The organism is Pseudomonas corrugata (assembly GCF_001269905.1).
In the GTDB taxonomy this organism is placed as follows: Bacteria; Pseudomonadota; Gammaproteobacteria; order Pseudomonadales; family Pseudomonadaceae; genus Aquipseudomonas; species Aquipseudomonas corrugata.
Window position 1 is genome coordinate 329163 of record NZ_LHVK01000009.1, and the last position, 23111, is coordinate 352273.

At 60.2% G+C, this 23111-nt stretch carries 20 protein-coding genes and 1 pseudogene; 16 read left to right on the plus strand and 5 right to left on the minus strand.

Annotated features, from left to right (window positions below):
- Positions 1 to 98: 98 nt before the first annotated feature.
- Both dapD and AD665_RS15525 read right to left on the minus strand, forming a co-directional pair.
- Positions 99 to 1133: a 2,3,4,5-tetrahydropyridine-2,6-dicarboxylate N-succinyltransferase gene (dapD, locus tag AD665_RS15520; protein ID WP_053192711.1), complete on the minus strand. Its 1035-nt coding sequence runs from the start codon at positions 1131 to 1133 to the stop codon at positions 99 to 101.
- A gap of 33 nt (positions 1134 to 1166) precedes the next feature.
- Positions 1167 to 1529 carry an ArsC family reductase gene (locus AD665_RS15525; RefSeq protein WP_024779005.1) on the minus strand — a complete coding sequence of 121 codons (363 nt, stop codon included), beginning with the start codon at positions 1527 to 1529 and terminating at the stop codon, positions 1167 to 1169.
- Between the two features lie 968 nt (positions 1530 to 2497).
- Between AD665_RS15525 and AD665_RS15530 the strand changes: the two genes are divergently transcribed.
- The gene (locus tag AD665_RS15530) at positions 2498 to 2857 is read left to right on the plus strand and encodes a DUF6124 family protein (protein ID WP_053192713.1); all 360 of its coding nucleotides are present in this window, start codon (positions 2498 to 2500) and stop codon (positions 2855 to 2857) included.
- A 245-nt stretch (positions 2858 to 3102) separates the two neighbouring features.
- Here the strand turns inward: AD665_RS15530 and dapC are convergent, their stop codons facing one another.
- The 3 genes from dapC to map form a co-directional block, all read right to left on the minus strand.
- Positions 3103 to 4302 carry a succinyldiaminopimelate transaminase gene (gene dapC, locus AD665_RS15535; protein WP_053192715.1) on the minus strand — a complete coding sequence of 400 codons (1200 nt, stop codon included), beginning with the start codon at positions 4300 to 4302 and terminating at the stop codon, positions 3103 to 3105.
- Between the two features lie 127 nt (positions 4303 to 4429).
- Complete coding sequence (locus tag AD665_RS15540; RefSeq protein WP_024779008.1) at positions 4430 to 7132, minus strand: [protein-PII] uridylyltransferase; 2703 nt, start codon at positions 7130 to 7132, stop codon at positions 4430 to 4432.
- Between the two features lie 44 nt (positions 7133 to 7176).
- Complete coding sequence (gene map / locus AD665_RS15545) at positions 7177 to 7959, minus strand: type I methionyl aminopeptidase (RefSeq protein WP_024779009.1); 783 nt, start codon at positions 7957 to 7959, stop codon at positions 7177 to 7179.
- A gap of 430 nt (positions 7960 to 8389) precedes the next feature.
- On the opposite strand from map, the gene rpsB reads away from it, so the two are divergent.
- The 15 genes and pseudogenes from rpsB to rnhB all read left to right on the plus strand — a co-directional run.
- Positions 8390 to 9127 (plus strand): 30S ribosomal protein S2, encoded by a 738-nt coding sequence (gene rpsB, locus AD665_RS15550; RefSeq protein ID WP_033034560.1) that lies wholly within the window; start codon positions 8390 to 8392, stop codon positions 9125 to 9127.
- Positions 9128 to 9320: 193 nt separating this feature from the next.
- Positions 9321 to 10187, plus strand: coding sequence for a translation elongation factor Ts (gene tsf / locus AD665_RS15555; RefSeq protein WP_024779011.1), 867 nt, complete (start codon positions 9321 to 9323; stop codon positions 10185 to 10187).
- Positions 10188 to 10400: 213 nt separating this feature from the next.
- The gene (gene pyrH, locus AD665_RS15560) at positions 10401 to 11144 is read left to right on the plus strand and encodes a UMP kinase (protein ID WP_024779012.1); all 744 of its coding nucleotides are present in this window, start codon (positions 10401 to 10403) and stop codon (positions 11142 to 11144) included.
- Positions 11141 to 11698 carry a ribosome recycling factor gene (frr, locus tag AD665_RS15565; RefSeq protein ID WP_024779013.1) on the plus strand — a complete coding sequence of 186 codons (558 nt, stop codon included), beginning with the start codon at positions 11141 to 11143 and terminating at the stop codon, positions 11696 to 11698. The genes pyrH and frr overlap by 4 nt, the downstream gene beginning before the upstream one ends.
- A gap of 13 nt (positions 11699 to 11711) precedes the next feature.
- On the plus strand, positions 11712 to 12467 hold the full coding sequence (gene uppS, locus AD665_RS15570; protein WP_024779014.1) for a polyprenyl diphosphate synthase: 756 nt from the start codon (positions 11712 to 11714) through the stop codon (positions 12465 to 12467).
- The gene (locus tag AD665_RS15575; RefSeq protein ID WP_024779015.1) at positions 12467 to 13273 is read left to right on the plus strand and encodes a phosphatidate cytidylyltransferase; all 807 of its coding nucleotides are present in this window, start codon (positions 12467 to 12469) and stop codon (positions 13271 to 13273) included. Before uppS ends, AD665_RS15575 begins: the two co-directional genes overlap by 1 nt.
- Positions 13270 to 14460: a 1-deoxy-D-xylulose-5-phosphate reductoisomerase gene (gene ispC / locus AD665_RS15580; protein ID WP_053192717.1), complete on the plus strand. Its 1191-nt coding sequence runs from the start codon at positions 13270 to 13272 to the stop codon at positions 14458 to 14460. Before AD665_RS15575 ends, ispC begins: the two co-directional genes overlap by 4 nt.
- Positions 14461 to 14512: 52 nt before the next feature.
- Entirely contained in the window at positions 14513 to 15865 is a 1353-nt protein-coding gene (gene rseP, locus AD665_RS15585; RefSeq protein WP_053192719.1) for a sigma E protease regulator RseP, read from the plus strand.
- 74 nt (positions 15866 to 15939) lie between these two features.
- Positions 15940 to 18315, plus strand: coding sequence for an outer membrane protein assembly factor BamA (bamA, locus tag AD665_RS15590; protein ID WP_024779018.1), 2376 nt, complete (start codon positions 15940 to 15942; stop codon positions 18313 to 18315).
- A 45-nt stretch (positions 18316 to 18360) separates the two neighbouring features.
- A complete protein-coding gene (locus tag AD665_RS15595) occupies positions 18361 to 18864 on the plus strand; it encodes an OmpH/Skp family outer membrane protein (protein ID WP_024779019.1) in 504 nt (167 codons plus the stop codon).
- A 3-nt stretch (positions 18865 to 18867) separates the two neighbouring features.
- Complete coding sequence (gene lpxD, locus AD665_RS15600; protein WP_053192721.1) at positions 18868 to 19923, plus strand: UDP-3-O-(3-hydroxymyristoyl)glucosamine N-acyltransferase; 1056 nt, start codon at positions 18868 to 18870, stop codon at positions 19921 to 19923.
- 106 nt (positions 19924 to 20029) lie between these two features.
- Positions 20030 to 20470: a 3-hydroxyacyl-ACP dehydratase FabZ gene (gene fabZ, locus AD665_RS15605; protein WP_024779021.1), complete on the plus strand. Its 441-nt coding sequence runs from the start codon at positions 20030 to 20032 to the stop codon at positions 20468 to 20470.
- The gene (gene lpxA, locus AD665_RS15610; RefSeq protein WP_024779022.1) at positions 20467 to 21243 is read left to right on the plus strand and encodes an acyl-ACP--UDP-N-acetylglucosamine O-acyltransferase; all 777 of its coding nucleotides are present in this window, start codon (positions 20467 to 20469) and stop codon (positions 21241 to 21243) included. The genes fabZ and lpxA overlap by 4 nt, the downstream gene beginning before the upstream one ends.
- A 2-nt stretch (positions 21244 to 21245) precedes the next feature.
- Positions 21246 to 22376: a lipid-A-disaccharide synthase gene (gene lpxB, locus AD665_RS15615; protein WP_053192723.1), complete on the plus strand. Its 1131-nt coding sequence runs from the start codon at positions 21246 to 21248 to the stop codon at positions 22374 to 22376.
- Positions 22373 to 22975 (plus strand): annotated as a pseudogene (rnhB, locus tag AD665_RS15620) (ribonuclease HII); the annotation flags it as partial. The gene lpxB and the pseudogene rnhB, both read left to right, overlap by 4 nt.
- Positions 22976 to 23111 lie beyond the last annotated feature (136 nt).

The window sequence follows — 23111 nt, forward strand, 5'->3', positions numbered from 1 at the left end:
TGGGAGCAACACGGTTTAACTGCAAGACCGTGTCATCGTTCATCGCGAGCAAGCTCGGCTCCCACAAAGCTTGCTCCCACAGGTGACGGTAAAGCGGCTTAGTTATGCGCGTGCAGTGCTTCGTTCAGCTCGATGGCCGACTTGTGGGTCTTGCATTCCACCGCGCCGGTTTCGGAGTTGCGACGGAACAGCAGGTCGGGCTGGCCGGCCAGGTCGCGGGCCTTGACCACTTTGACCAGCTGGTTGTTCTCGTCCAGCAGCGCCACCTTGGTGCCGGCGGTCACGTACAGGCCCGATTCCACGGTGTTGCGGTCGCCCAATGGAATACCGATACCGGCGTTGGCGCCGATCAGGCAGCCTTCGCCGACCTTGATCACGATGTTGCCGCCGCCCGACAGGGTGCCCATGGTGGAGCAGCCGCCGCCCAGGTCCGAGCCCTTGCCGACGAAGACGCCAGCCGACACACGGCCTTCGATCATGCCCGGGCCTTCGGTGCCGGCGTTGAAGTTGACGAAACCTTCGTGCATCACGGTGGTGCCTTCGCCCACGTAGGCACCCAGGCGGATCCGTGCGGCATCGGCGATACGCACGCCGGCCGGAACCACGTAGTCAGTCATTTTCGGGAACTTGTCCACCGAGAACACTTCCAGCAGCTCGCCACGCAGGCGGGCTTCGAGCTGGTGCTCGGCCAGTTCGCCCAGGTCGATCGCACCCTGGCTGGTCCAGGCCACGTTCGGCAGCAGCGGGAAAATGCCGGTCAGGTTCAGGCCATGGGGCTTGACCAGGCGATGGGACAGCAGGTGCAGCTTGAGGTAGGCCTCGGGGGTGGAGCTCAGTTGCGCATCTTCAGCCAGCAGGGTGGCGACCAACGGCTTGTGGCTTTCGGCCAGGCGGGTCAGCAACGCGGCTTGCGCGGCATCGACACTCTTGAGAGCCTCAGCCAGTTGCGAGGCCTGGGCGGTGGTGAAGGTGATGGCCTGGTTGCCTTCGCTGTAACCCAGGATCGGCGCGATGGCCTTGACGATGTCGGCCGACGGGTTGAGCAGTGGTTGTGCGTAGAACACTTCCAGCCAGGCGCCTTGACGGTTTTGGGTGCCGACGCCGAAGGCCAGGCTGAACAGGGTAGTGGACATGAGCATTACCTCAACAAAATGGACTGGGCAGGCTTACTTGATTTCTGCCGCGTAGATATCTGGCTTGAAGCCAATCAGGGTACGGTCACCGAGATCGAGCACCGGGCGCTTGATCATCGAGGGTTGGGCGAGCATCAGTTCGATGGCTTTCGACTGGTCGAGATCGGCTTTGCGTTCGTCGTCGAGCTTGCGAAAGGTCGTACCGGCACGGTTCAACACCACTTGCCAGCCATGCTCGTCGCACCATTGGGTCAGGTGCTCACGGTCGATGCCGGCGCTCTTGTAGTCGTGAAAGTCGTAGCGCACGGCGTGCTCATCGAGCCAGGTGCGCGCCTTTTTCATGGTGTCACAGGCTTTGATGCCGAAAAGGTGCAACGTTTTGCTTGAATCGGTCAAGGAACTGCCCCCTTTGCAGGTGCCGGAAATAAAAGGTGAAGGATTATGCCATGACCGGACGGCTGTGGGAGCGTGGCTTGCCCGCGATGAACGATGACGCGGTCTTCTGGCAGAGGCGAGGCTTGGTAGCCTAACTGGCTCAAGAGCCTGGACACCGATTCTGCATCGGTTAGTAAGGCTTTTCGAACTTTCATATTGTCCTCAACCCGGTATTGCATAGGCTACCTACTTTGTATGCGACTTGACCTGCCCTTTGCATCGGAATAACCGGCACGGGAAGGCAGGCCTTCACTCCTGCGATTACGCGTTGCATGTCCTCAGAGCCTAGGCGAGGAACAAAAGTATTCGCGGCCCTTTCAATCCTCGACCCTCTTTAAAAGCAAAGCCGCCCGAAGGCGGCTTCAATTGACACGCGGTTGAGCTTGCTTCGCCCTTTCCGCGCCGCTGGGTCAACCTCGAGAGAGACCCAGACTCCTGCCAGCTTTCGCTGGTGACGGGGTCGATTATGGCTAGCGGCGATAGCGAATTCAAACCAGCTTGAACTCTCGAAACAAGGTTGCATGGGATCTGTCAATGGACTAAGTCCACGAAATCAATGGCTTGGCCTGACGCATTACGTTTTATTTCATTTCTTGTCTGAGCAGGCGCTTGTGGTCTGTCAGACGCACCGAAGTTTCCGACAAGTTTTTAAGGTTGTCCGTCGGAAGCGAGGGCTCTAGCCTCTGGGTGTCGCTGCCAATTCAGCGACCGGACGTGAGAATCCGATTTCCCCTAGTAGGCGCGCAGGCGCCGACCATATAAAGTGCAGGCGCTTTTCGCCTGGGCATTGTGTTATGGCGGCTGTGCGCGGGCATGCTTCGGCATGGCCGGGCTTCTAGGGACCCGGATTCTCACCCCGCGTATGGCTGCCACCCTCCAGTCCGTGAGAAGACCCGGTGGCGGCTTCTAATTTCCCTAGGAGCAATGACATGATCAAGGAAACGCCGAATCCTCCAAAACCAGCACCCACTTTCCCCTACGGCGACTACGCCCCCGAAAAGCTGCAAGAAGCTGCTGATCGTGCGCTGGATCATTACCTCAAGCCTGACGACAGCGAGTCAGACCCCGAATCCTCCACGCAGTTGTTCATTGTGGCGGACAGTGTCGACACCGAAGTTCTGTTAGCCAACCTCAGCGAAACCCTGGCCTCGGCCAATGCCATGCTGAGTGACCTGGCCTTCGATCTGGCCGGTTCGCGGCGGCATGTGGCATTGGGGGGGGTGCAGATGATTGAGTTGGGGGCACTGCTGGCGGAGAAGGCTTTGGACCGGGTAGAGGCTCGGGCCTGATGCAATAAGTGCCGGCCTCATCGCGAGCCTGCTCGCGAATGCGTTGGATCAGCTTGCGATGTTGTCGACTGTGCCGCCGTCATCGCGAGCAAGCTCGGCTCCCACAGGTTTCGGCGTCGCTACGGGGAGAGTGGGAACCTGTAATTCAGTGTGGGAGCGGGCTTGCTCGCGAAAGCGGTGTATCAGTCTACGGATAGGCCACTGAACTGACGCCTTTGCGAGCAAGCCCGCTCCCACAACAACCCTTAACCCCGGCGCTGGATGAATGCGCGGATTCGCTCCGCCGCTTCCACGCATTCGGCCAGCGGTGCGACCAGGGCCATGCGCACGCGGCCGGCGCCCGGGTTGACGCCATCGACTTCGCGGGACAGGTAGGAGCCCGGTACCACGGTCACGTGTTCCTGTTCGAACAGATCCCGGCAGAAGGCTGCGTCGTCGCCCGCCACGTTTGGCCACAGGTAGAAGCTGCCATCAGGGCGTTGCACGTCCAGCACTGGGCTGAGGATGTCCAGCACGGCGTCGAACTTCTCCCGGTACAGCGTCCGGTTGGCCCGTACATGTTCTTCGTCGTTCCACGCGGCGATGCTCGCCAGTTGGGTCTGCACCGGCATCGCGCAGCCGTGATAGGTGCGATACAGCAGGAAACCCTTGAGGATGTCTGCGTCGCCCGCCACGAAACCGGAGCGCAGGCCCGGCAGGTTGGAGCGCTTGGACAGGCTGTGGAACACCACGCAGCGCTTGAAATCCTGACGGCCGAGTTCGACGCAGGCGCTGAGCAGGCCCGGTGGCGGGGTCTGTTCGTCGAAGTACAGTTCGCTGTAGCACTCGTCGGCGGCGATCACGAAGTCGTGCTCATCGGCCAGGGCAATGAGTTTCTTCAGCACGTCCACCGGAATCAGGGCGCCGGTCGGGTTGCCAGGGGAGCACAGGAACAGGATCTGGCAGCGTTTCCAGATGTCCGCCGAAACGGTGTCGAAATCCGGGTTGAAGCCGTTCTCGTCCAGGCACGGCAGGTAGTGCGGCTTGGCTCCGGCCAGGAACGCGGCGCCTTCATAGATTTGATAGAAAGGGTTGGGGCTGACTACCAGCGCATCGTCGCCACGGTTGACCACGGTCTGGGTGAAGGCGAACAGCGCCTCCCGGGTGCCATTGACCGGCAGCACATGGCGCGCTGGGTCAAGCCAGCCGTTGGGCACGCTGAAGCGTCGCTCGCACCAGTCGGCGATGGCTTCCCGCAGGGCCGGGATACCCAACGTGGTCGGATAGACGGCCATCTGGTCCAGGTTGCCGGCCAGGGCTTCGGCGACAAAACTGGGTGAACGGTGCTTGGGTTCGCCGATGGACAACGCAATCGGCCGCTTGTCCGGGTTGGGCGTGACACTGCCAAGCAGGGCGCGAAGCTTTTCGAACGGGTAGGGCTGCAACTGGTTCAGAGCGTTGTTCATGGGGGCCTCGTTCAATGTGGGACTGTGGGGGCGAGCCTGCTCGCGATAGCGGTGGGGCAGGCGATCTCAATGCTGAATGTCGCGCCGCCATCGCGAGCAGGCTCGCTCCCACAGGGGAATTTATGGGTCAGATGTTGATGCGTGTCAGGTGGGTATCAGGTTCCTGGTTGACGCTCAAATGCTGGACGATCGCGTCCTGCAGGCGACTGCACAGCAGAGGATCGGACAGCGGCTGGTTGTGGGCGTCGGTGATGAAGAAGACGTCTTCCACTCGCTCGCCCAGGGTGGCGATCTTGGCGTTCTGCAACGACAGGTCGAACTCCAGGAAAATATGACCGATCCGTGCCAGCAGCCCGGGACGGTCCGGGGCGCTGAGTTCCAGCACCGTGATCTGGCGGTGGGCATCATTGTGGATCGTCACCTGCGGGGCGAACGCGAAGTGCTTGAGCTGGCGTGGCACCCGCCGCTGGATGATGGTCGGGTAGTCCGCCGGGTTGCGCAGGGCGTTGGTGAGACCGTCGCGAATCTGCTTGACCCGTGTCGGGTTGTCGCCAATCGAATCGCCGTCGGTATCGAGCACGATGTAGGTGTCGAGGGTGAACTGGCTGCTGGACGTGATGATCCGCGCATCGTGGATATTGAGGTTGAGCTGGTCCATGGCGGCCACGGTCACGGCGAAGAAGTCATGTTGGTCTGGCGCATAGATGAAGATCTGCGTGCCGCCTTCGAACTCGCGCTGCGTAGTCTCCTTGATCAACACCAACGGCCCGCCGTCGGCCGGTTGTTGCAGGATCGCGTCGCTGTGCCAGGCCACGTCGCCGGCGGTGTGGCGCAGGAAATAATCATCGCCCAGTTGTGACCAGAGCTGTTCGACATCGTCCGGGTCGGTGCCACCGCGCACCAGGATATCCAGTGCAGCGCTTTGGGTGCGACGGATCTGCTCTTCACGGTCCACCGGGTTTTCCAGGCCACGGCGCAAGGCCCGCTTGGTTTCAGTGTAAAGCTGGCGCAACAGGCTGGCCCGCCAGGAGTTCCACAAGGTCGGGTTGGTGGCGTTGATGTCGGCCACCGTCAGCACGTAGAGGTAATCCAGGCGCGTTTCATCACTGACGATCTGGGCGAAGTCGTGGATCACCTGCGGATCGGACAGGTCCTTGCGCTGGGCGGTGGTCGACATCACCAGGTGATTCTGTACCAGCCAGACGATCAATCGGCTGTCCCAAGCGGGCAACTGGTGCCGCTGGCAAAACGCCTCGGCATCCACCGCGCCGACTTCCGAGTGGTCGCCCTGGCGACCCTTGCCAATGTCGTGGTACAGCCCGGCCATGTAGATCAGTTCAGGCTTGGGCAGCTTGCCCATGAGTTTGCTGGCCAGCGGGAATTTTTCCGAGACCTGGGTGTACTGCAGCTTGCGCAGATGCTTGATCAGGTTAAGGGTATGGGCATCGACGGTATAGATATGAAACAGGTCGTGCTGCATCTGCCCGACGATAAAGCCAAACTCCGGCAGGTAGCGCCCCAGGATCCCGTAGCGGTTCATGCGTCGCAGGTTGCGGTGCACGCCGATCTTGCACTTGAACAGCTCGATGAACAGGCTGGTGTTGCGGATGTCGTTGCGGAAGTCGTCATCGATCAGGTGACGGTTCTCCCTCAGCAGGCGAATGGTATCGGCGCGTACTCCCTTGATCTCCGGCTGCTGGGCCATCAGTACGAAGATTTCGAGCATGGCGAAGGGGGTGCGACGGAACACATTGGCGTTACGTGCTTCGATGTAGCCGTCGTGCAATTGGAAGCGGGAGTTGATCGGCTGCGGCGGCGCGGTATCTTCCGGTGCGAGGATGACTTCCTCGAAGTGCTGGATGATCAGTTCGCTGAGCTGGGCGATGCTCATCACCACCCGGTAGTACTGCTGCATGAAGTTTTCGATGGCCTGCTTGGCATCCTGGCCTTCGAAACCCAGCAGGGCCGCGATGGAGCGCTGGTGATCGAACAGCAAGCGGTCTTCGGCACGCCCGGCGAGCATGTGCAGGGCGTAGCGGACCTTCCACAAAAACTCCTGGGATGAGGCCAGCAAGGCGTTCTCGCTCTCTACCAGGAACCCTTCGCCGGCAAGGTTGCGCAGGTTCAGCGTGCCGTACTGGCGGCGGGCGACCCACAGGATGGTCTGGATATCCCGCAGCCCGCCCGGAGAGCCTTTGACGTTGGGTTCCAGGTTGTATTCGGTGTCGTTGTACTTGTGGTGGCGGGCCTTTTGCTCGGCGCGTTTGGCCAGGAAGAAGTCCTTGCTCGGCCACATGTGCGCCGTGCTGGTCACCTCGAGCATGCGCTGGCGCAGCCCCTCGGGGCCGGCGATGGTGCGACTTTCCATCAGGTTGGTCACCACCGTCAGGTCGGCGCGGGCCTCGTCGGCGCACTCCTGTACCGAGCGCACGCTCTGGCCGACTTCCAGGCCGATGTCCCACAGCAGGGTCAGGAAACGCTCGATGGAGTCACGAAAGATCTCGTGATCGGCGTTGTCCAGCAGGATCAGCAGGTCGATGTCGGAATAAGGGTGCAATTCGCCACGCCCATAGCCACCCACTGCCACCAGGGCGATGTCGGCATCCAGGCTCCAGTCGAACTGCTCCCAGGCCTTCTGCAGGATGTTGTCGACGAACCAGGCACGGTCCTCGATCAGCCGGCGGATATCCCTGCCATCGCGAAAGCGCTGGTCGAGTACTTCGTGGGCCTGGCGGATCGCCTTCTTGAAGGCCGAGATGGGACTTGCCTTCAGGGCCAGTTCAGCCTGGAACTGGCCGCGGTCGAAGAGTTCTGGATCCACCTGCGGCATCGAATGGCTTTCCTTTCTATCTAAAGCTGTACGCTGGGTTCGGCTCAGGCGGAAACGCGAGGGATGGTGTCGTCGCCGCGCAGGGTGAAGATCTCGTACCCGGTCTCGGTCACCAGCAGGGTGTGCTCCCATTGGGCCGACAATTTGCGGTCCTTGGTGATGGCGGTCCAGCCGTCGCCCAGGACCTTGGTGTCGGCGCGCCCCTGGTTGATCATCGGCTCGATGGTGAAAGTCATGCCCGCCTGGAGCTCCATGCCGGTACCGGCGCGGCCGTAGTGCAGGATCTGCGGTTCTTCGTGGAAGACCTTGCCAATGCCGTGGCCGCAGAATTCACGCACTACCGAAAAGCCGTTCTTCTGCGCGTGTTTCTGGATCACTTCGCCGATGTCTCCCAGGCGGCAGCCCGGTTTCACCAGTTCGATGGCCATGTACATGCATTCCTGGGTGACTTTCGACAGGCGCTGGGCCCACTCCGGCACGTTGCCGACATGGAACATGCGGCTGGTGTCGCCGTGATAGCCATCCTTGATCACGGTGACGTCGATGTTCAGTGTGTCGCCATCCTTCAACGGTTTCTCGTTGGGAATGCCGTGGCAGACCACATGGTTGATCGAGGTGCAGATCGACTTGGGGAAGCCCTTGTAGTTGAGCGGCGCCGGAATGGCTTTCTGCTCGTTGACAATGTAGTCGTGGCAGATACGGTCCAGCTCTTCGGTGGTCACGCCCGGCTTGACGTAATCGGCGATCATTTCCAGCACATCGGCGGCAAGTTTGCCGGCGACGCGCATTTTTGCGATGTCCTCGGGAGTCTTGAGGGTGACGGTCATACAGGCTCTCTCTGCGCCCGGCGGCGCTGTTCGAAACGAAATGGGCGGCGGATGATGACCAGCACGGCCCTGAAAACGCGATTCTAACAGACGAACAGTACAAAGAACTGCCCAGGCCGAACTCAGTGGCGAGGGGGAGGGGGGGAAGCAAAGCTTGCTCGCGACCCAGGCGACTCGATTTCTGAGGGACCGCATAGGCTTCATCGCGGGCAAGCCTTGCTCCCACAATCCCTCGCCACAGAGGATTTCAGAATCCGTATTCCGTTTTCGCCCTTGCTGTGGTATAAAATGCGCCGCTTTCCGGGGATGACCCCGTGAGCTTAAATCCACACACGTGTCGACACGATGACCTGGGTGCCTTCGGCTTATACAGCTGCTGGTTGGTCATTGGGATACGTGGAGGCCAAACCCGACTTATCAAGGAACTATCATGTCCCAAGTCAACATGCGCGATATGCTGAAGGCCGGTGTGCACTTCGGTCACCAGACCCGTTACTGGAACCCGAAAATGGGCAAGTACATTTTCGGCGCGCGTAACAAGATCCACATCATCAACCTTGAAAAAACCCTGCCGATGTTCAACGAAGCACTGACCTTCGTAGAGCGCCTGGCCCAGGGCAAAAACAAGATTCTGTTCGTCGGCACCAAGCGTTCCGCTGGCAAGATCGTTGCTGAAGAAGCAGCACGTTGCGGTTCGCCGTACGTCGATCACCGCTGGTTGGGCGGCATGCTGACCAACTTCAAGACCATCCGCGCTTCCATCAAGCGTCTGCGTGATCTTGAAGTCCAGTCCGAAGACGGCACTTTCGCCAAGCTGACCAAGAAAGAAGCGCTGATGCGCACTCGCGATCTTGAGAAGCTGGACCGCTCCCTGGGTGGTATCAAGGACATGGGCGGTCTGCCTGACGCGCTGTTCGTGATCGACGTTGACCACGAGCGCATCGCGATCACCGAAGCCAACAAGCTGGGTATCCCGGTCATCGGCGTTGTCGATACCAACAGCAGCCCGGAAGGCGTTGACTACATCATCCCAGGCAACGATGACGCCATCCGCGCCATCCAGCTGTACATGGGTTCGATGGCTGACGCTGTTATCCGTGGTCGCAACAATGTTCAAGGCGGCACCGAAGTCTTCGCTGAAGAAGCTCCGGCAGCAGCCGCTGAGTAATTGACGCCCTGGCGTTGACTCAGTAAGCAAAAAGGGGGCTTGGCCCCCTTTTTGCCACCTCGAAAACCATTTGTCGCCAGCGCAGCTACCTGTTTGTAATCTGCCGCGGTCTATAAGCAGTGGTTTTCAGGAAGAATTGATCGCCCGTTCGATCGGGTGGAATGGTTGAAAACCTATCCAAGAGGATTTTGAAATGGCAGAGATTACTGCAGCGTTGGTCAAAGAACTGCGCGAGCGTACCGGCGAAGGCATGATGGACTGCAAGAAAGCCTTGACCAAGGCTGGCGGCGACATCGAGAAAGCCATTGATGACATGCGCGCTTCGGGCGCCATCAAGGCTGCCAAGAAGGCTGGCAACGTTGCCGCTGAAGGCGCCATCGCCATCAAGGACGACGGTAAGGCCGCCGTTCTGCTGGAAGTGAACTCCCAGACCGACTTCCTGGCTCTGCAGGACGACTTCAAGGCATTCGTCGCTGCCAGCGTCGACAAGGCCTTCGCTGACAAACTGACCGACGCAGCGCCGCTGATCGAAGCTCAGGAACAAGCGCGCCTGGTACTGGTTGGCAAGACCGGCGAGAACGTCAACATCCGTCGTCTGGTTCGCGTTGAAGGTGACGTGGTCGGTACTTACCTGCACGGCAACAAGATTGGTGTGGCTGTCGTCCTCAAGGGCGGTGACACCGAGCTGGCGAAAGACATCGCCATGCACGTGGCAGCGACCAACCCTGAATTCCTGCTGCCTTCGGACGTTTCGCCTGAAGCGATCGAGCGCGAAAAAGGCGTTTTCCTGCAGTTGAACGAAGAGAAGCTCAAGGGCAAGCCTGCCGACATCGCCGAGAAGATGGTGGCCGGTCGTATCTCCAAGTTCCTGGCTGAAGCCAGCCTGGTTGAGCAGGCGTTCGTCAAGAACCCTGAAGTCAAGGTCGGTGACCTGGCGAAGAAAGCCGGTGCTGAAATCGTCTCCTTCACCTACTTCAAAGTAGGCGATGGCATCGAGAAGCCGGTCGACAACTTCGCTGAAGAAGTTGCCGCCCAGGTAGCAGCTGCCAGCAAGCAATAAGACAGGTTTTTACAACTGTCGCCCAGAAGAGGCTGCCCGCTCACGCGCGCAGCCTCTTTTCGGATGAGGATGCCGATTTTTATTGGTTTCCTGTCGGAACTGGCTTACAAAGCCGTGTTCCGATGGCGCTGTGTCAGCGTCACGCTAGAGTGAGAGCAGGCTGCAAACAGTCTGCCAAGAATTTTCGTAAATACGCCGCAGGAGAGATTCGCAATGGCTCAGCAGGGCAGTGGTTATCAGGCTCGCTATAAACGCATTCTACTCAAGCTTAGCGGCGAGGCCCTGATGGGCTCGGAAGAGTTCGGGATCGATCCGAAGGTGCTGGACCGTATGGCCCTCGAAGTGGGTCAGTTGGTCGGGATCGGCGTTCAGGTCGGTCTGGTCATCGGCGGCGGCAATCTGTTCCGTGGTGCGGCGCTGAGCGCGGCCGGCATGGATCGGGTTACGGGCGACCACATGGGCATGCTGGCCACTGTGATGAATGCCCTGGCTATGCGCGACGCCTTGGAGCGTGCCAATATCTCGGCCATCGTGATGTCGGCCATTTCCATGGTTGGCGTGACTGATCACTATGATCGCCGCAAAGCCATGCGCCACCTCAACGCCAAGGAAGTGGTGATTTTTGCCGCCGGTACCGGTAATCCGTTCTTTACCACGGATTCGGCGGCCTGCTTGCGAGCGATCGAAATCGATGCCGATGTCGTGCTCAAGGCAACCAAGGTCGATGGTGTGTACACCGCCGACCCGTTCAAGGACCCGCATGCCGAGAAGTTCGATCATCTGACCTACGATGAAGTGCTGGATCGCAAGCTGGGGGTCATGGATCTGACGGCTATCTGTCTGTGCCGCGACCACAAGATGCCATTGCGTGTCTTCAACATGAACAAGCCCGGTGCCCTGCTGAATATCGTGCATGGTGGCGCCGAAGGAACCCTGATCGAGGAAGTTCAACAATGATCAACGAAATCAAGAAAGACGCTGAGCAGCGCATGCAGAAGTCCGTGGAGTCTCTGGCGCACAACTTCGGTCGCATCCGTACCGGCCAGGCACACCCGAGCATCCTCGAAGGTGTGATGGTGCCTTACTACGGCTCCGATACCCCGATCAAGCAAGTGGCCAACATCACTGTCAAGGACGCGCGCACCCTGCAAGTCGTGGCTTTCGAGCGCAACATGCTCGCCGCGGTCGACAAGGCTATCGGTAGTGCCGGTTTGAACCTGAACCCGACCAACCTGGGTGAGTTGCTGCTGATCTCCATGCCGGCCCTGACTGAAGAAACCCGCAAGGGCTTCACCAAGCAGGCTCGCGATGTGGCTGAAGATGCCCGTGTCGCTGTGCGCAACATCCGCCGCGACGCCAACAGCCAGTTGAAGGACCTGGTCAAGGAAAAGGAAATCAGCGAAGACGAAGAGCGTCGCGCCACTGGCGAAATCGATGACCTGACCAAAAAATATGTGGCTAAGATCGATGCGGATTTGGCACAGAAAGAAAAAGACCTGATGGCCGTATAAGGGTCTCGTTTTCATGGATAAGACCAAGCAGGCCGCGTCGTTCGCGGTGCCGCGCCACGTAGCGATCATCATGGACGGCAACAACCGCTGGGCCAAGAAACGCTTCATGCCCGGTGTCGCCGGGCATAAGGCGGGGGTCGATGCGGTTCGCGCGGTCATCGAGGTGTGCGCCGAGGCTGGCGTCGAGGTGCTGACCCTGTTCGCGTTCTCCAGCGAAAACTGGCAGCGTCCGGCCGACGAGGTCAGTGCCTTGATGGAGTTGTTCCTCAAGGCCTTGCGTCGTGAGGCCAAGCGTCTCAACGAAAACAGCATCAGTCTGCGCATCATCGGTGATCGCTCGCGGTTTCATCCGGAGTTGCAGGCTGCGATGCGCGAGGCCGAAGCCGCGACGGCCGGCGCTGACCGCTTTGTCCTGCAGATTGCCGCCAACTACGGCGGTCAGTGGGACATAGCCCAGGCTGCCCAGCGGCTGGCGCGGGAAGTCCAGGCCGGGCACTTGCGGCCGGAAGACATCACGCCGGAACTGCTACAGACCTGTCTGGCTACGGGTGACCTGCCGCTGCCGGATCTGTGCATCCGTACCGGTGGCGAACATCGCATCAGCAATTTTCTCCTTTGGCAGCTGGCTTACGCCGAGCTGTACTTCTCCGACCTGTTCTGGCCGGACTTCAAACACGAAGCCATGCGCGTTGCGCTGGCCGATTTCGCTTCCCGTCAGCGTCGTTTCGGTAAAACGAGCGAGCAGATCGAAGCTGGAGCCCGGGTTTAATGCTCAAACAACGAATCATCACTGCACTGATCCTGCTGCCCATCGCCCTGGGTGGGTTCTTCCTGCTTGACGGTGCGGGTTTCGCCCTGTTCATTGGGTTGGTCGTGACGCTGGGGGCGTGGGAATGGGCGCGGCTGGCGGGTTTCGCCGCGCAGTCGGCCCGTGTGATCTATGCCGCAGTCGTGGCGGCCATGCTGTTCGTCATGTACGTGGTGCCCGGTATTGCGCCCTGGGTGCTGGGCGCTTCGGTGCTATGGTGGGCGACGGCGACCTTCCTGGTATTGACCTACCCCCACACGACCCATCACTGGTCCAACGCCGCGACCAAGCTGTTGATCGGCCTGTTGATCCTGCTGCCGGCCTGGCAGGGGCTCATCTGGATCAAACAAGGTGCGCTGGGTAACTGGCAGATCATGGCCGTGATGGTGCTGGTCTGGGGGGCCGATGTCGGGGCTTACTTCTCCGGCAAGGCATTCGGCAAGCGCAAGCTCGCGCCTAAGGTCAGTCCCGGCAAGAGCTGGGAAGGGGTCTACGGTGGTCTGGCCCTGAGCCTGGTCATTACGACGATCGTCGGTGTCATGCGGGAATGGACGGCCGGCCAGTTGCTGATCGGTCTGTTTGGCGCCGCCCTGATTGTCTTTGTCTCGGTGGTCGGGGACCTGACCGAAAGCATGTTCAAGCGCCAGTCCGGCATCAAGGACAGCAGCAACCTGCTGCCTGGTCACGGCGGCGTGCTGGATCGTATCGACAGCCTTACCGCCGCAGTCCCGATCTTTGCTGTGCTGCTGTGGATGGCGGCATCGTGAGTCGCCCCCAGCAGATCACCGTCCTTGGCGCTACCGGGTCGATCGGCCTGAGTACGCTGGACGTCATCGGCCGGCATCCGGAGCGTTATCAGGTGTTCGCCCTCAGCGGCTTCACGCGTCTGAGCGAGCTGCTGGCTTTGTGCATTCGTCACACCCCGCGGTTTGCCGTGGTGCCCGAGACTGGCGCAGCACGGGCGCTGCAGGATGAGCTGCGTGCAGCTGGTCTGCAGACCCGCGTACTGGTGGGAGAGGAGGGGCTGTGCGAAGTGGCCTCCGATCCTGAAGTCGATGCGGTGATGGCGGCGATTGTCGGTGCTGCGGGCCTGCGCCCGACGCTGGCAGCGGTGGAGGCCGGCAAGAAGATCCTGTTGGCCAACAAAGAAGCGCTGGTCATGTCCGGCGCGTTGTTCATGCAGGCAGTGGGCAAAAGTGGTTCGGTACTGCTGCCGATCGACAGTGAACATAATGCGATTTTTCAATGCATGCCGCGGGATTTCTCCCGTGGCCTGGGTGCTGTGGGTGTTCGGCGGATCTTGCTGACAGCTTCCGGCGGTCCGTTCCGGCAGACACCGCTGACAGAATTGGAGCATGTTTCACCCGAACAGGCCTGTGCCCATCCGAACTGGTCCATGGGACGCAAGATTTCCGTGGATTCGGCCAGCATGATGAACAAGGGGCTTGAGCTGATCGAGGCTTGCTGGCTTTTCGATGCCAGGCCGTCCCAGGTCGAAGTGGTCATTCATCCTCAGAGCGTGATCCACTCTCTGGTGGACTATGTAGATGGTTCGGTACTGGCCCAATTGGGCAATCCGGACATGCGCACACCCATCGCCAACGCGCTGGCCTGGCCGGATCGAATCGATTCGGGTGTGGCGCCGCTGGACCTGTTTGCCGTCGCCCGCCTGGATTTCCAGGCCCCCGATGAGCAGCGCTTCCCTTGCCTGCGCCTGGCGCGGCAGGCGGCCGAGGCAGGCAACAGTGCCCCGGCCATGCTGAACGCCGCCAATGAGGTGGCGGTGGCCGCGTTTCTCGATGGACGTGTCCGTTACCTCGAGATCGCGAGTATCATCGAGGAAGTCTTGAATCTCGAGGCCGTGGTTGCCCTCGATGACCTCGACGCAGTGTTCACCGTGGATGCTCGGGCCCGCGAGCTGGCGGGTCAGTGGTTGAGGCGCCACGGACGTTGAAGCTGCGGTACGTTAGCCGGGGCTGCCCTGGACAGGATTGCGGAGAAAACAGATGAGCGCGCTCTATATGATTGTCGGCACCCTGGTTGCGTTGGGTGTGCTGGTCACTTTTCACGAATTCGGTCATTTCTGGGTCGCCCGTCGCTGTGGCGTGAAGGTCCTGCGTTTTTCCGTCGGCTTTGGCATGCCCTTGCTGCGCTGGCATGACAAGAAGGGCACCGAATTCGTTGTGGCCGCCATCCCGCTGGGCGGTTACGTGAAAATGCTCGACGAGCGTGAAGGCGAAGTGCCCGCCGATCAGCTCGATCAATCCTTCAATCGCAAGACTGTCCGGCAGCGCATTGCCATCGTGGCGGCGGGGCCGATCGCCAACTTCCTGCTGGCCATGGTGTTCTTCTGGGCGCTGGCCATGTTGGGTAGCGAGCAGGTACGTCCTGTCATCGGCGCGGTCGAGGCTGGCAGCGTCGCGGCCCGGGCGGGATTGAGCGCGGGAGAGGAAATCGTTGCCATCGACGGCGAGCCGACTTCCGGTTGGGCTGCCGTCAACCTGCAACTCGTGCGCCGCCTGGGTGAAAGCGGTTCGTTGAAGTTGATGGTGCGCGAGCAGGGCTCGGCAACGGATTCTCCGCGGGAACTGGTGCTGGACAACTGGCTCAAGGGGGCCGATGAGCCGGATCCGATCCGTTCCCTGGGCATTCGCCCGTGGCGTCCGGCGCTGCCGCCGGTGCTGGCCGAACTTGATCCGAAGGGGCCGGCTCGGGCTGCCGGGCTCAAGACCGGTGATCGTCTGTTGGCCGTTGACGGCCAGTCGGTCAGTGACTGGCAGCAGGTGGTTGATGCGGTTCGTGTACGTCCTGATACCAAAATTGTGCTGCGCGTCGAGCGCGACGGTGCTCCAATCGACGTCCCGGTGACCCTGGCCGCCCGCGACGAGAGCAAGACGCCGGCAGGTTACCTGGGGGCGGGCGTCAAGGCTGTCGACTGGCCGCCGGAGATGATCCGCGAGGTCAGTTTCGGCCCGGTTGCGGCGATTGGCGAAGGTGCGCGTCGTACGTGGACCATGAGTGTCCTGACCCTCGACTCACTGAAGAAAATGTTGTTCGGCGAGCTCTCGGTAAAAAACTTGAGTGGACCGATAACCATTGCTAAAGTGGCGGGCGCTTCTGCCCAGTCGGGCGTTGTTGATTTCCTGAATTTCCTTGCTTATCTGAGCATTAGCCTGGGGGTTCTGAATTTGCTGCCCATCCCGGTACTGGATGGGGGGCATCTGCTGTTTTATCTGATCGAGTGGGCGCGTGGTCGTCCCTTGTCGGATCGGGTTCAAGGTTGGGGGATACAGATCGGTATCAGCTTGGTGGTCGGGGTGATGTTGCTTGCCCTGGTCAACGATCTGGGTCGTCTGTAACGCTTCGCTGAATTGCGAATCTGCCGCATTTTGCGGCAGTTTGTTTATTGCCAGTTGGAATAAGAAAGGACTTCATGAAACGTCTGCTGCTAACCGCGGTTCTTACCGTGTTGATGATCGCCGAAGTTCACGCCGAGTCCTTCACTATCTCTGATATTCGCGTCAACGGCCTCCAGCGGGTTTCCGCGGGTAGCGTCTTTGGTGCCTTGCCGTTGAACGTCGGCGAGCAGGCGGATGATCGGCGCCTGGTGGAGTCCACTCGTGCGCTGTTCAAGACCGGTTTCTTTCAGGATATCCAGCTGGGCCGTGACGGTAACGTCCTGGTCATTACGGTCGTCGAGCGGCCGTCAGTCGCCAGCATCGAGATCGAAGGCAACAAGGCGATTTCCACCGAAGACCTGATGAAAGGCCTCAAGCAGTCCGGCCTGGCCGAAGGCGAGATCTTCCAGCGTGCCACCCTCGAAGGTGTGCGTAACGAGCTGCAGCGCCAGTACGTCGCCCAAGGGCGCTACTCGGCCACCGTCGACACCGAAGTGGTACCGCAGCCGCGCAACCGTGTGGGCCTGAAGGTCAACATCAACGAAGGCACCGTGGCAGCCATCCAGCACATCAACGTGGTGGGCAACACGGTTTTCCCCGACGAAGACCTGATCGACCTGTTCGAACTCAAGACCACCAACTGGCTGTCGTTCTTCAAGAACGATGACAAGTACGCCCGTGAAAAACTCTCCGGTGACCTGGAGCGCCTGCGTTCCTACTACCTGGACCGTGGCTACATCAACATGGACATCGCTTCGACCCAGGTGTCCATTACCCCGGACAAGAAGCACGTCTACATCACCGTCAACGTCAACGAAGGCGAGAAGTACACTGTCCGCGATGTCAAGCTCAGCGGTGACCTGAAGGTGCCCGAAGACCAGGTCAAGTCCCTGCTGCTGGTACAGAAAGGCCAGGTGTTCTCGCGCAAGCTGATGACCACCACGTCCGAGCTGATCACCCGTCGCCTGGGTAACGAGGGCTATACCTTCGCCAACGTCAGCGGCGTGCCGCAGCCCCACGATGAAGATCACACTGTCGACATCACCTTCGCCGTAGACCCGGGCAAGCGTGCCTACGTCAATCGCATCAACTTCCGTGGCAACACCAAGTCCGAGGACGAGGTGCTGCGTCGTGAAATGCGTCAGATGGAAGGTGGCTGGGCTTCGACCTACCTGATCGACCAGTCCAAGACCCGTCTGGAGCGTCTGGGCTTCTTCAAGGAAGTCAACGTCGAGACACCGGCAGTGCCGGGCGTCGACGACCAGGTCGATGTGAACTACAGCGTCGAAGAGCAAGCGTCCGGCTCGATCACCGCCAGTGTCGGTTTCGCCCAGAGCGCCGGCCTGATCCTCGGTGGCTCGATCACCCAGAACAACTTCCTGGGTACCGGTAACAAGGTCAGCGTCGGCCTGACCCGCAGCGAATACCAGACCCGCTACAACTTCGGTTTCGTGGACCCCTACTGGACCGCTGACGGTGTGAGCCTGGGCTACAACGCCTTCTATCGCACCACTGACTATGACCAGCTCGACTCCGATATCTCCAGCTACGCAGTGGACAGCTATGGTGTCGGCGCCAACATCGGTTATCCGATCAGCGAGACCTCGCGCCTGACGTTCGGTCTTACTGCCCAGCAGGACAAGATCAACACCGGTAAATACACCGTCGACGAGATCTTCGATTTCGTTAACAAGGAAGGCGACAGCTACCTGAACTTCAAGGCGTCTGCCGGTTGGTCCGAATCGACCCTGAACAAGGGCGTTCTGGCTACACGTGGTCATTCCCAGAGCCTGGTCCTGGAAACGACGACGCCTGGCAGTGACCTGTCGTTCTTCAAGCTCGACTATCGCGGCCAGCTGTTCCAACCGTTGACCGACACCTACACCATGCGCCTGCATACCGAACTGGGCTATGGTGATGGCTACGGGTCGACCGATGGCTTGCCGTTCTACGAGAACTACTACGCAGGTGGTTTCAACTCGGTACGTGGTTTCAAGGACAGCACCTTGGGGCCGCGCAGTACGCCGAGCAAGGGTACCAACCCAGGTACCATCCGCGACCCGGACCAGGATCCGCTGCCATTCGGTGGCAACGTACTCATCCAGGGTGGTCTCGAGGTTCTGTTCCCGATGCCGTTCGTCAAGGATCAGCGCTCGCTGCGGACCTCGGTATTCTGGGATGTGGGTAACGTCTTCGACTCCACGTGCAGCGACACCACCAACGCTAACGGCACCAAGTCCAACACTCAGTGCAACGACATCAGCCTTAGCAACATGGCCAGTTCCGTTGGTGTAGGCGTGACCTGGGTCACCGCGCTCGGTCCTTTGAGCTTCGCGCTGGCGATGCCGGTCAAGAAACCGGATAACGCTGAAACCCAAGTGTTCCAATTCTCCCTCGGCCAGACGTTCTAAGCGTCTGACCCAAGATAACGACAATGGATTTTGTAGGAGTACATCGTGCGTAAGTTGACTCAATTGGTTCTCCTGGCGACCGTGCTGGTCGCAGGTCCGGCTTTTGCCGACATGAAGATCGCCGTACTGAACTATCAGATGGCTTTGCTGGAATCCGACGCGGCAAAGAAATACGCCGTGGACGCAGAGAAAAAGTTCGGTCCGCAGCTGACCAAGCTCAAGAGCCTGGAAAGCAGTGCCAAAGGTATCCAGGATCGCCTGGTCGCCGGCGGCGACAAGATGGCCCAGGGCGAGCGTGAGCGTCTGGAGCTTGAATTCAAGCAAAAGGCCCGTGACTTCCAGTTCCAGTCCAAGGAACTGAACGAAGCGAAAGCCGTTGCCGACCGTGAAATGCTCAAGCAGCTCAAGCCGAAGCTCGACAGCGCCGTGGAAGAAGTCATCAAGAAGGGTGGTTTTGACCTGGTGTTCGAGCGTGGCGCAGTGATTGATGTCAAACCTCAGTACGACATCACGCGCCAGGTCATCGAGCGCATGAATCAGCTGAAGTAATCCATGACAGCGACTATCAAACTCGGCCAGTTGGCCGAGTTCCTCGGAGCCACCCTGCGTGGCGACCCGGAGAAGGCAATTACTGGGCTAGCCACTTTGCAAGAGGCTGGCCCAGCTCAGTTGAGCTTCCTGGCAAATCCTCAATATCGCAAATACCTGGCCGATAGCCGGGCCGCTGCGCTGTTGCTCAAGGCCGCCGATGCCGAAGGTTTTGCCGGTGATGCGCTGATCGTGCCCGATCCATACCTGGCGTATGCGCGGATTTCCCATCTGTTCGACCCCAAGCCCAAATCGGCTGCCGGCATTCATCCCAGTGCGGTGATTGCGGCAGATGCGGTGGTCGACCCGACGGCCAGCATCGGACCTTTCGTGGTCATCGAGGGTGGGGCACGGGTGGGTGCCGGTGTCACACTGGGGGCTCATTGTTTCATTGGCGCCCGTAGCGAGATTGGCGAGGGCGGCTGGCTGGCTCCACGGGTCACCTTGTATCACGATGTGCGCATCGGCAAGCGAGTGGTGATCCAGTCCGGTGCGGTGCTGGGCGGTGAAGGATTCGGTTTCGCCAACGAGAAAGGTATCTGGCAGAAGATTGCCCAGATCGGTGGTGTCACCGTCGGCGATGATGTGGAGATCGGCGTCAATACCGCCATCGACCGCGGTGCGCTGGCTGACACGGTCATCGGCAATGGCGTGAAGCTGGACAACCAGATCCAGATTGCCCACAACGTCCAGGTCGGTGACCACACCGCCATGGCGGCCTGCGTGGGTATCTCCGGCAGTACCAGGATCGGCAAGCACTGCATGCTCGCCGGTGGGGTCGGGCTGGTGGGGCACATCGATATCTGTGACAACGTTTTCCTGACCGGGATGACCATGGTGACCCACTCGATTACCGAGCCGGGTGCCTATTCTTCCGGTACAGCGATGCAGCCTGCGGCCGAATGGCGCAAGAGCGCGGCCCGTATCCGTCAGCTCGATGACATCGCTCGACGCCTGAAACAGGTGGAAAAGCGTGTAGGGGACGTGACCCCTGACGGTAATGCTTCATCAGATGGCTGATACCATTTCCATATCAAGTGTGCACGGCCGCCAGGCTTCCTTGATTTGCTAGCGGAGCGCGCGTCTATCGCGCACCTCCCAATCTTTACATAGGCTTCCCCCCGAAATGATGGACATCAACGAGATTCGCGAATACCTGCCTCACCGTTACCCGTTCCTGCTCGTGGATCGGGTAGTGGAGCTGGATATTGAGGGCAAGCGCATTCGCGCCTACAAGAATGTCAGCATCAACGAGCCGTTCTTCAATGGTCACTTCCCTGCGCACCCCATCATGCCGGGCGTGCTGATCATCGAGGCCATGGCTCAGGCTGCCGGAATCCTTGGTTTCAAGATCATGGACGTGAAACCTGCGGACGGTACGCTCTACTACTTCGTCGGGTCCGACAAGTTGCGTTTCCGTCAGCCGGTGACCCCAGGCGATCAATTGATCCTCGAAGCCACGTTCATCAGTTGCAAGCGCCAGATCTGGAAGTTCGAATGCCAGGCTTCGGTCGACGGCAAGCCTGTCTGCTCCGCTGAAATCATTTGCGCGGAACGCAAGCTATGAGTTTGATTGACCCTCGCGCAATCATCGATCCGACGGCCGTCCTGGCCGCCGATGTCGAGGTCGGCCCTTGGTCGATTATCGGCGCAGGTGTGGAAATCGGCGAGGGTACGGTGATCGGCCCGCACGTGATTCTCAAGGGGCCTACCCGGATCGGCCGGCACAATCGTATCTACCAGTTTTCTACGGTAGGCGAGGACACTCCCGATCTCAAATACAAGGGTGAAGAAACCCGCCTGGTCATCGGCGATCACAATGTGATCCGCGAGGGCGTGACGATTCACCGTGGCACCGTTCAGGATCGTTCCGAAACAACCCTGGGCGACCACAACCTGATCATGGCCTATGCCCATATCGGCCATGACAGCGTCATTGGCAACCATTGCATCCTGGTCAACAACACCGCACTGGCCGGCCATGTCCACGTGGACGACTGGGCGATCCTGTCCGGCTTCACCCTGGTTCACCAGTACTGCCATATAGGCGCCCACAGCTTTTCCGGCATGGGCACCGCCATTGGCAAGGATGTTCCGGCTTATGTCACCGTGTTCGGCAATCCGGCCGAGGCTCGCAGCATGAACTTCGAAGGCATGCGCCGGCGGGGCTTCAGCGAAGAAGCGGTTGCCGCACTGCGTCGGGCCTATAAGGTTGTCTATCGCCAGGGTTTGACCGTCGAGCAGGCGCTCGTCGAGTTGGCAGAAGCATCGACCCAGTTCCCGGAAGTCGCGGTGTTCCGCGACTCCATCCAATCCTCGACCCGCGGCATCACTCGCTGACCATGGGCAATTTGCGTGTTGCGCTGGTGGCGGGCGAAGCTTCCGGCGATATCCTGGGTGCTGGCCTGATGCGAGCGCTCAAGGCGCAGCATCCGGCGGTCGAGTTCATCGGTGTCGGTGGGCCATTGATGCAGGCCGAGGGGCTGAGCTCCTATTTCCCAATGGAACGCCTGTCGGTGATGGGGCTGGTGGAGGTGCTTGGTCGGCTGCGAGAGTTACTGGCCCGGCGCAAGAAGCTTATTGCGACCCTGATTGATGAAAAGCCGGATGTGTTCATCGGTATCGACGCGCCGGATTTCACCCTCAACATCGAACTCAAGTTGCGTCAGGCCGGGATCAAGACGGTGCACTACGTCAGCCCATCGGTCTGGGCCTGGCGGCAGAAACGCGTGCTGAAGATTCGCGAAGGCTGCGACCTGATGCTGACGCTGCTTCCATTCGAAGCCAGGTTTTATGAGGAGAAGGGCGTGCCGGTGCGGTTTGTCGGGCACACCCTGGCCGACACCATTCCCCTGGAAGCCGATCGCGAGGATGCCCGCCAGACGTTGGGCTTGTCCGACGGGCCGCTGGTGGCGCTGATGCCTGGCAGCCGGGGTGGCGAGGTAAGTCGCCTGGGTGGTTTGTTTTTCGACGCCGCCGAGCGCCTTCGGGCAATGCGTCCCGACGTGCGTTTTGTCCTGCCGTGTGCCAGTGCGCAGCGGCGTGAGCAGCTTGAGGCATTGTTGGTCGGTCGCGACCTGCCGGTCACGCTGCTCGACGGTCGCTCCCACGAGGCGTTGGCTGCTTGCGACGCGGTATTGATTGCGTCAGGTACTGCTACCCTTGAGGCGTTGCTGTACAAGCGCCCGATGGTGGTTGCCTATCGTCTGGCACCGCTGACGTTCTGGATCCTCAAGCGCATGGTCAAGAGTCCTTACATCTCCCTGCCGAACCTGCTGGCCCAGCGTTTGCTGGTGCCCGAGTTGCTGCAGGACGATGCAACGGCCGATGCATTGGCCAATACGCTGGCGCCGTTGATCGACGGCGGCCAGGAACAGACCCGCGGCTTTGACGAGATCCACCGCACGTTGCGTCGCGACGCCTCCAACCAGGCCGCAGACGCGGTACTGACCTTGATCGGTGCCAAACCATGAAGCATTCGAAGCAACAGATGGGCCTGGACTTCAACCTGGTCGCCGAAGTCGAAGAGCTGGTGGCGGGCGTCGATGAAGTGGGGCGTGGCCCGTTGTGCGGCGCGGTGGTGACGGCGGCGGTGATTCTCGACCCGAACCGGCCGATCCTGGGTCTCAACGATTCCAAGAAGCTCACCGAGGCCCGTCGCGAGAAGCTCTACGACGAAATCTGCGAGAAAGCCCTGAGCTGGTGCATCGCCCGGGCCGAGGTCGAAGAAATCGATGAGCTGAATATCCTGCACGCCACCATGCTCGCCATGCAGCGTGCGGTGCAAGGCCTGCACATTACACCGAAGCTGGCGATGATCGATGGCAATCGTTGCCCGAAACTGTCGATGCGCGCCGAGGCGGTGGTCCAGGGGGACGCGAAGGTGCCGGCTATCGCGGCGGCATCGATCCTGGCCAAGGTCAGCCGTGACCGGGAAATGAGCGCCTTTGAACTGATTTACCCAGGCTATGGCATCGGTGGCCACAAGGGTTACCCGACGCCCGTGCATCTGGAAGCCTTGGCACGCCTGGGGCCAACGCCGATCCACCGGCGCTCGTTCGCGCCGGTGCGGCTGGCTTATGAGGCGCGTGAAGGTTTGGTAACAGCGGGTCCCCTTCAGCCAAGTGCAATCCCCTGCGCAAGCGAGCTCGCTCGCGAAGAGGGCGGCACGGTTAACATTGATGTGGCCTGATACACAGCCTTCGCGA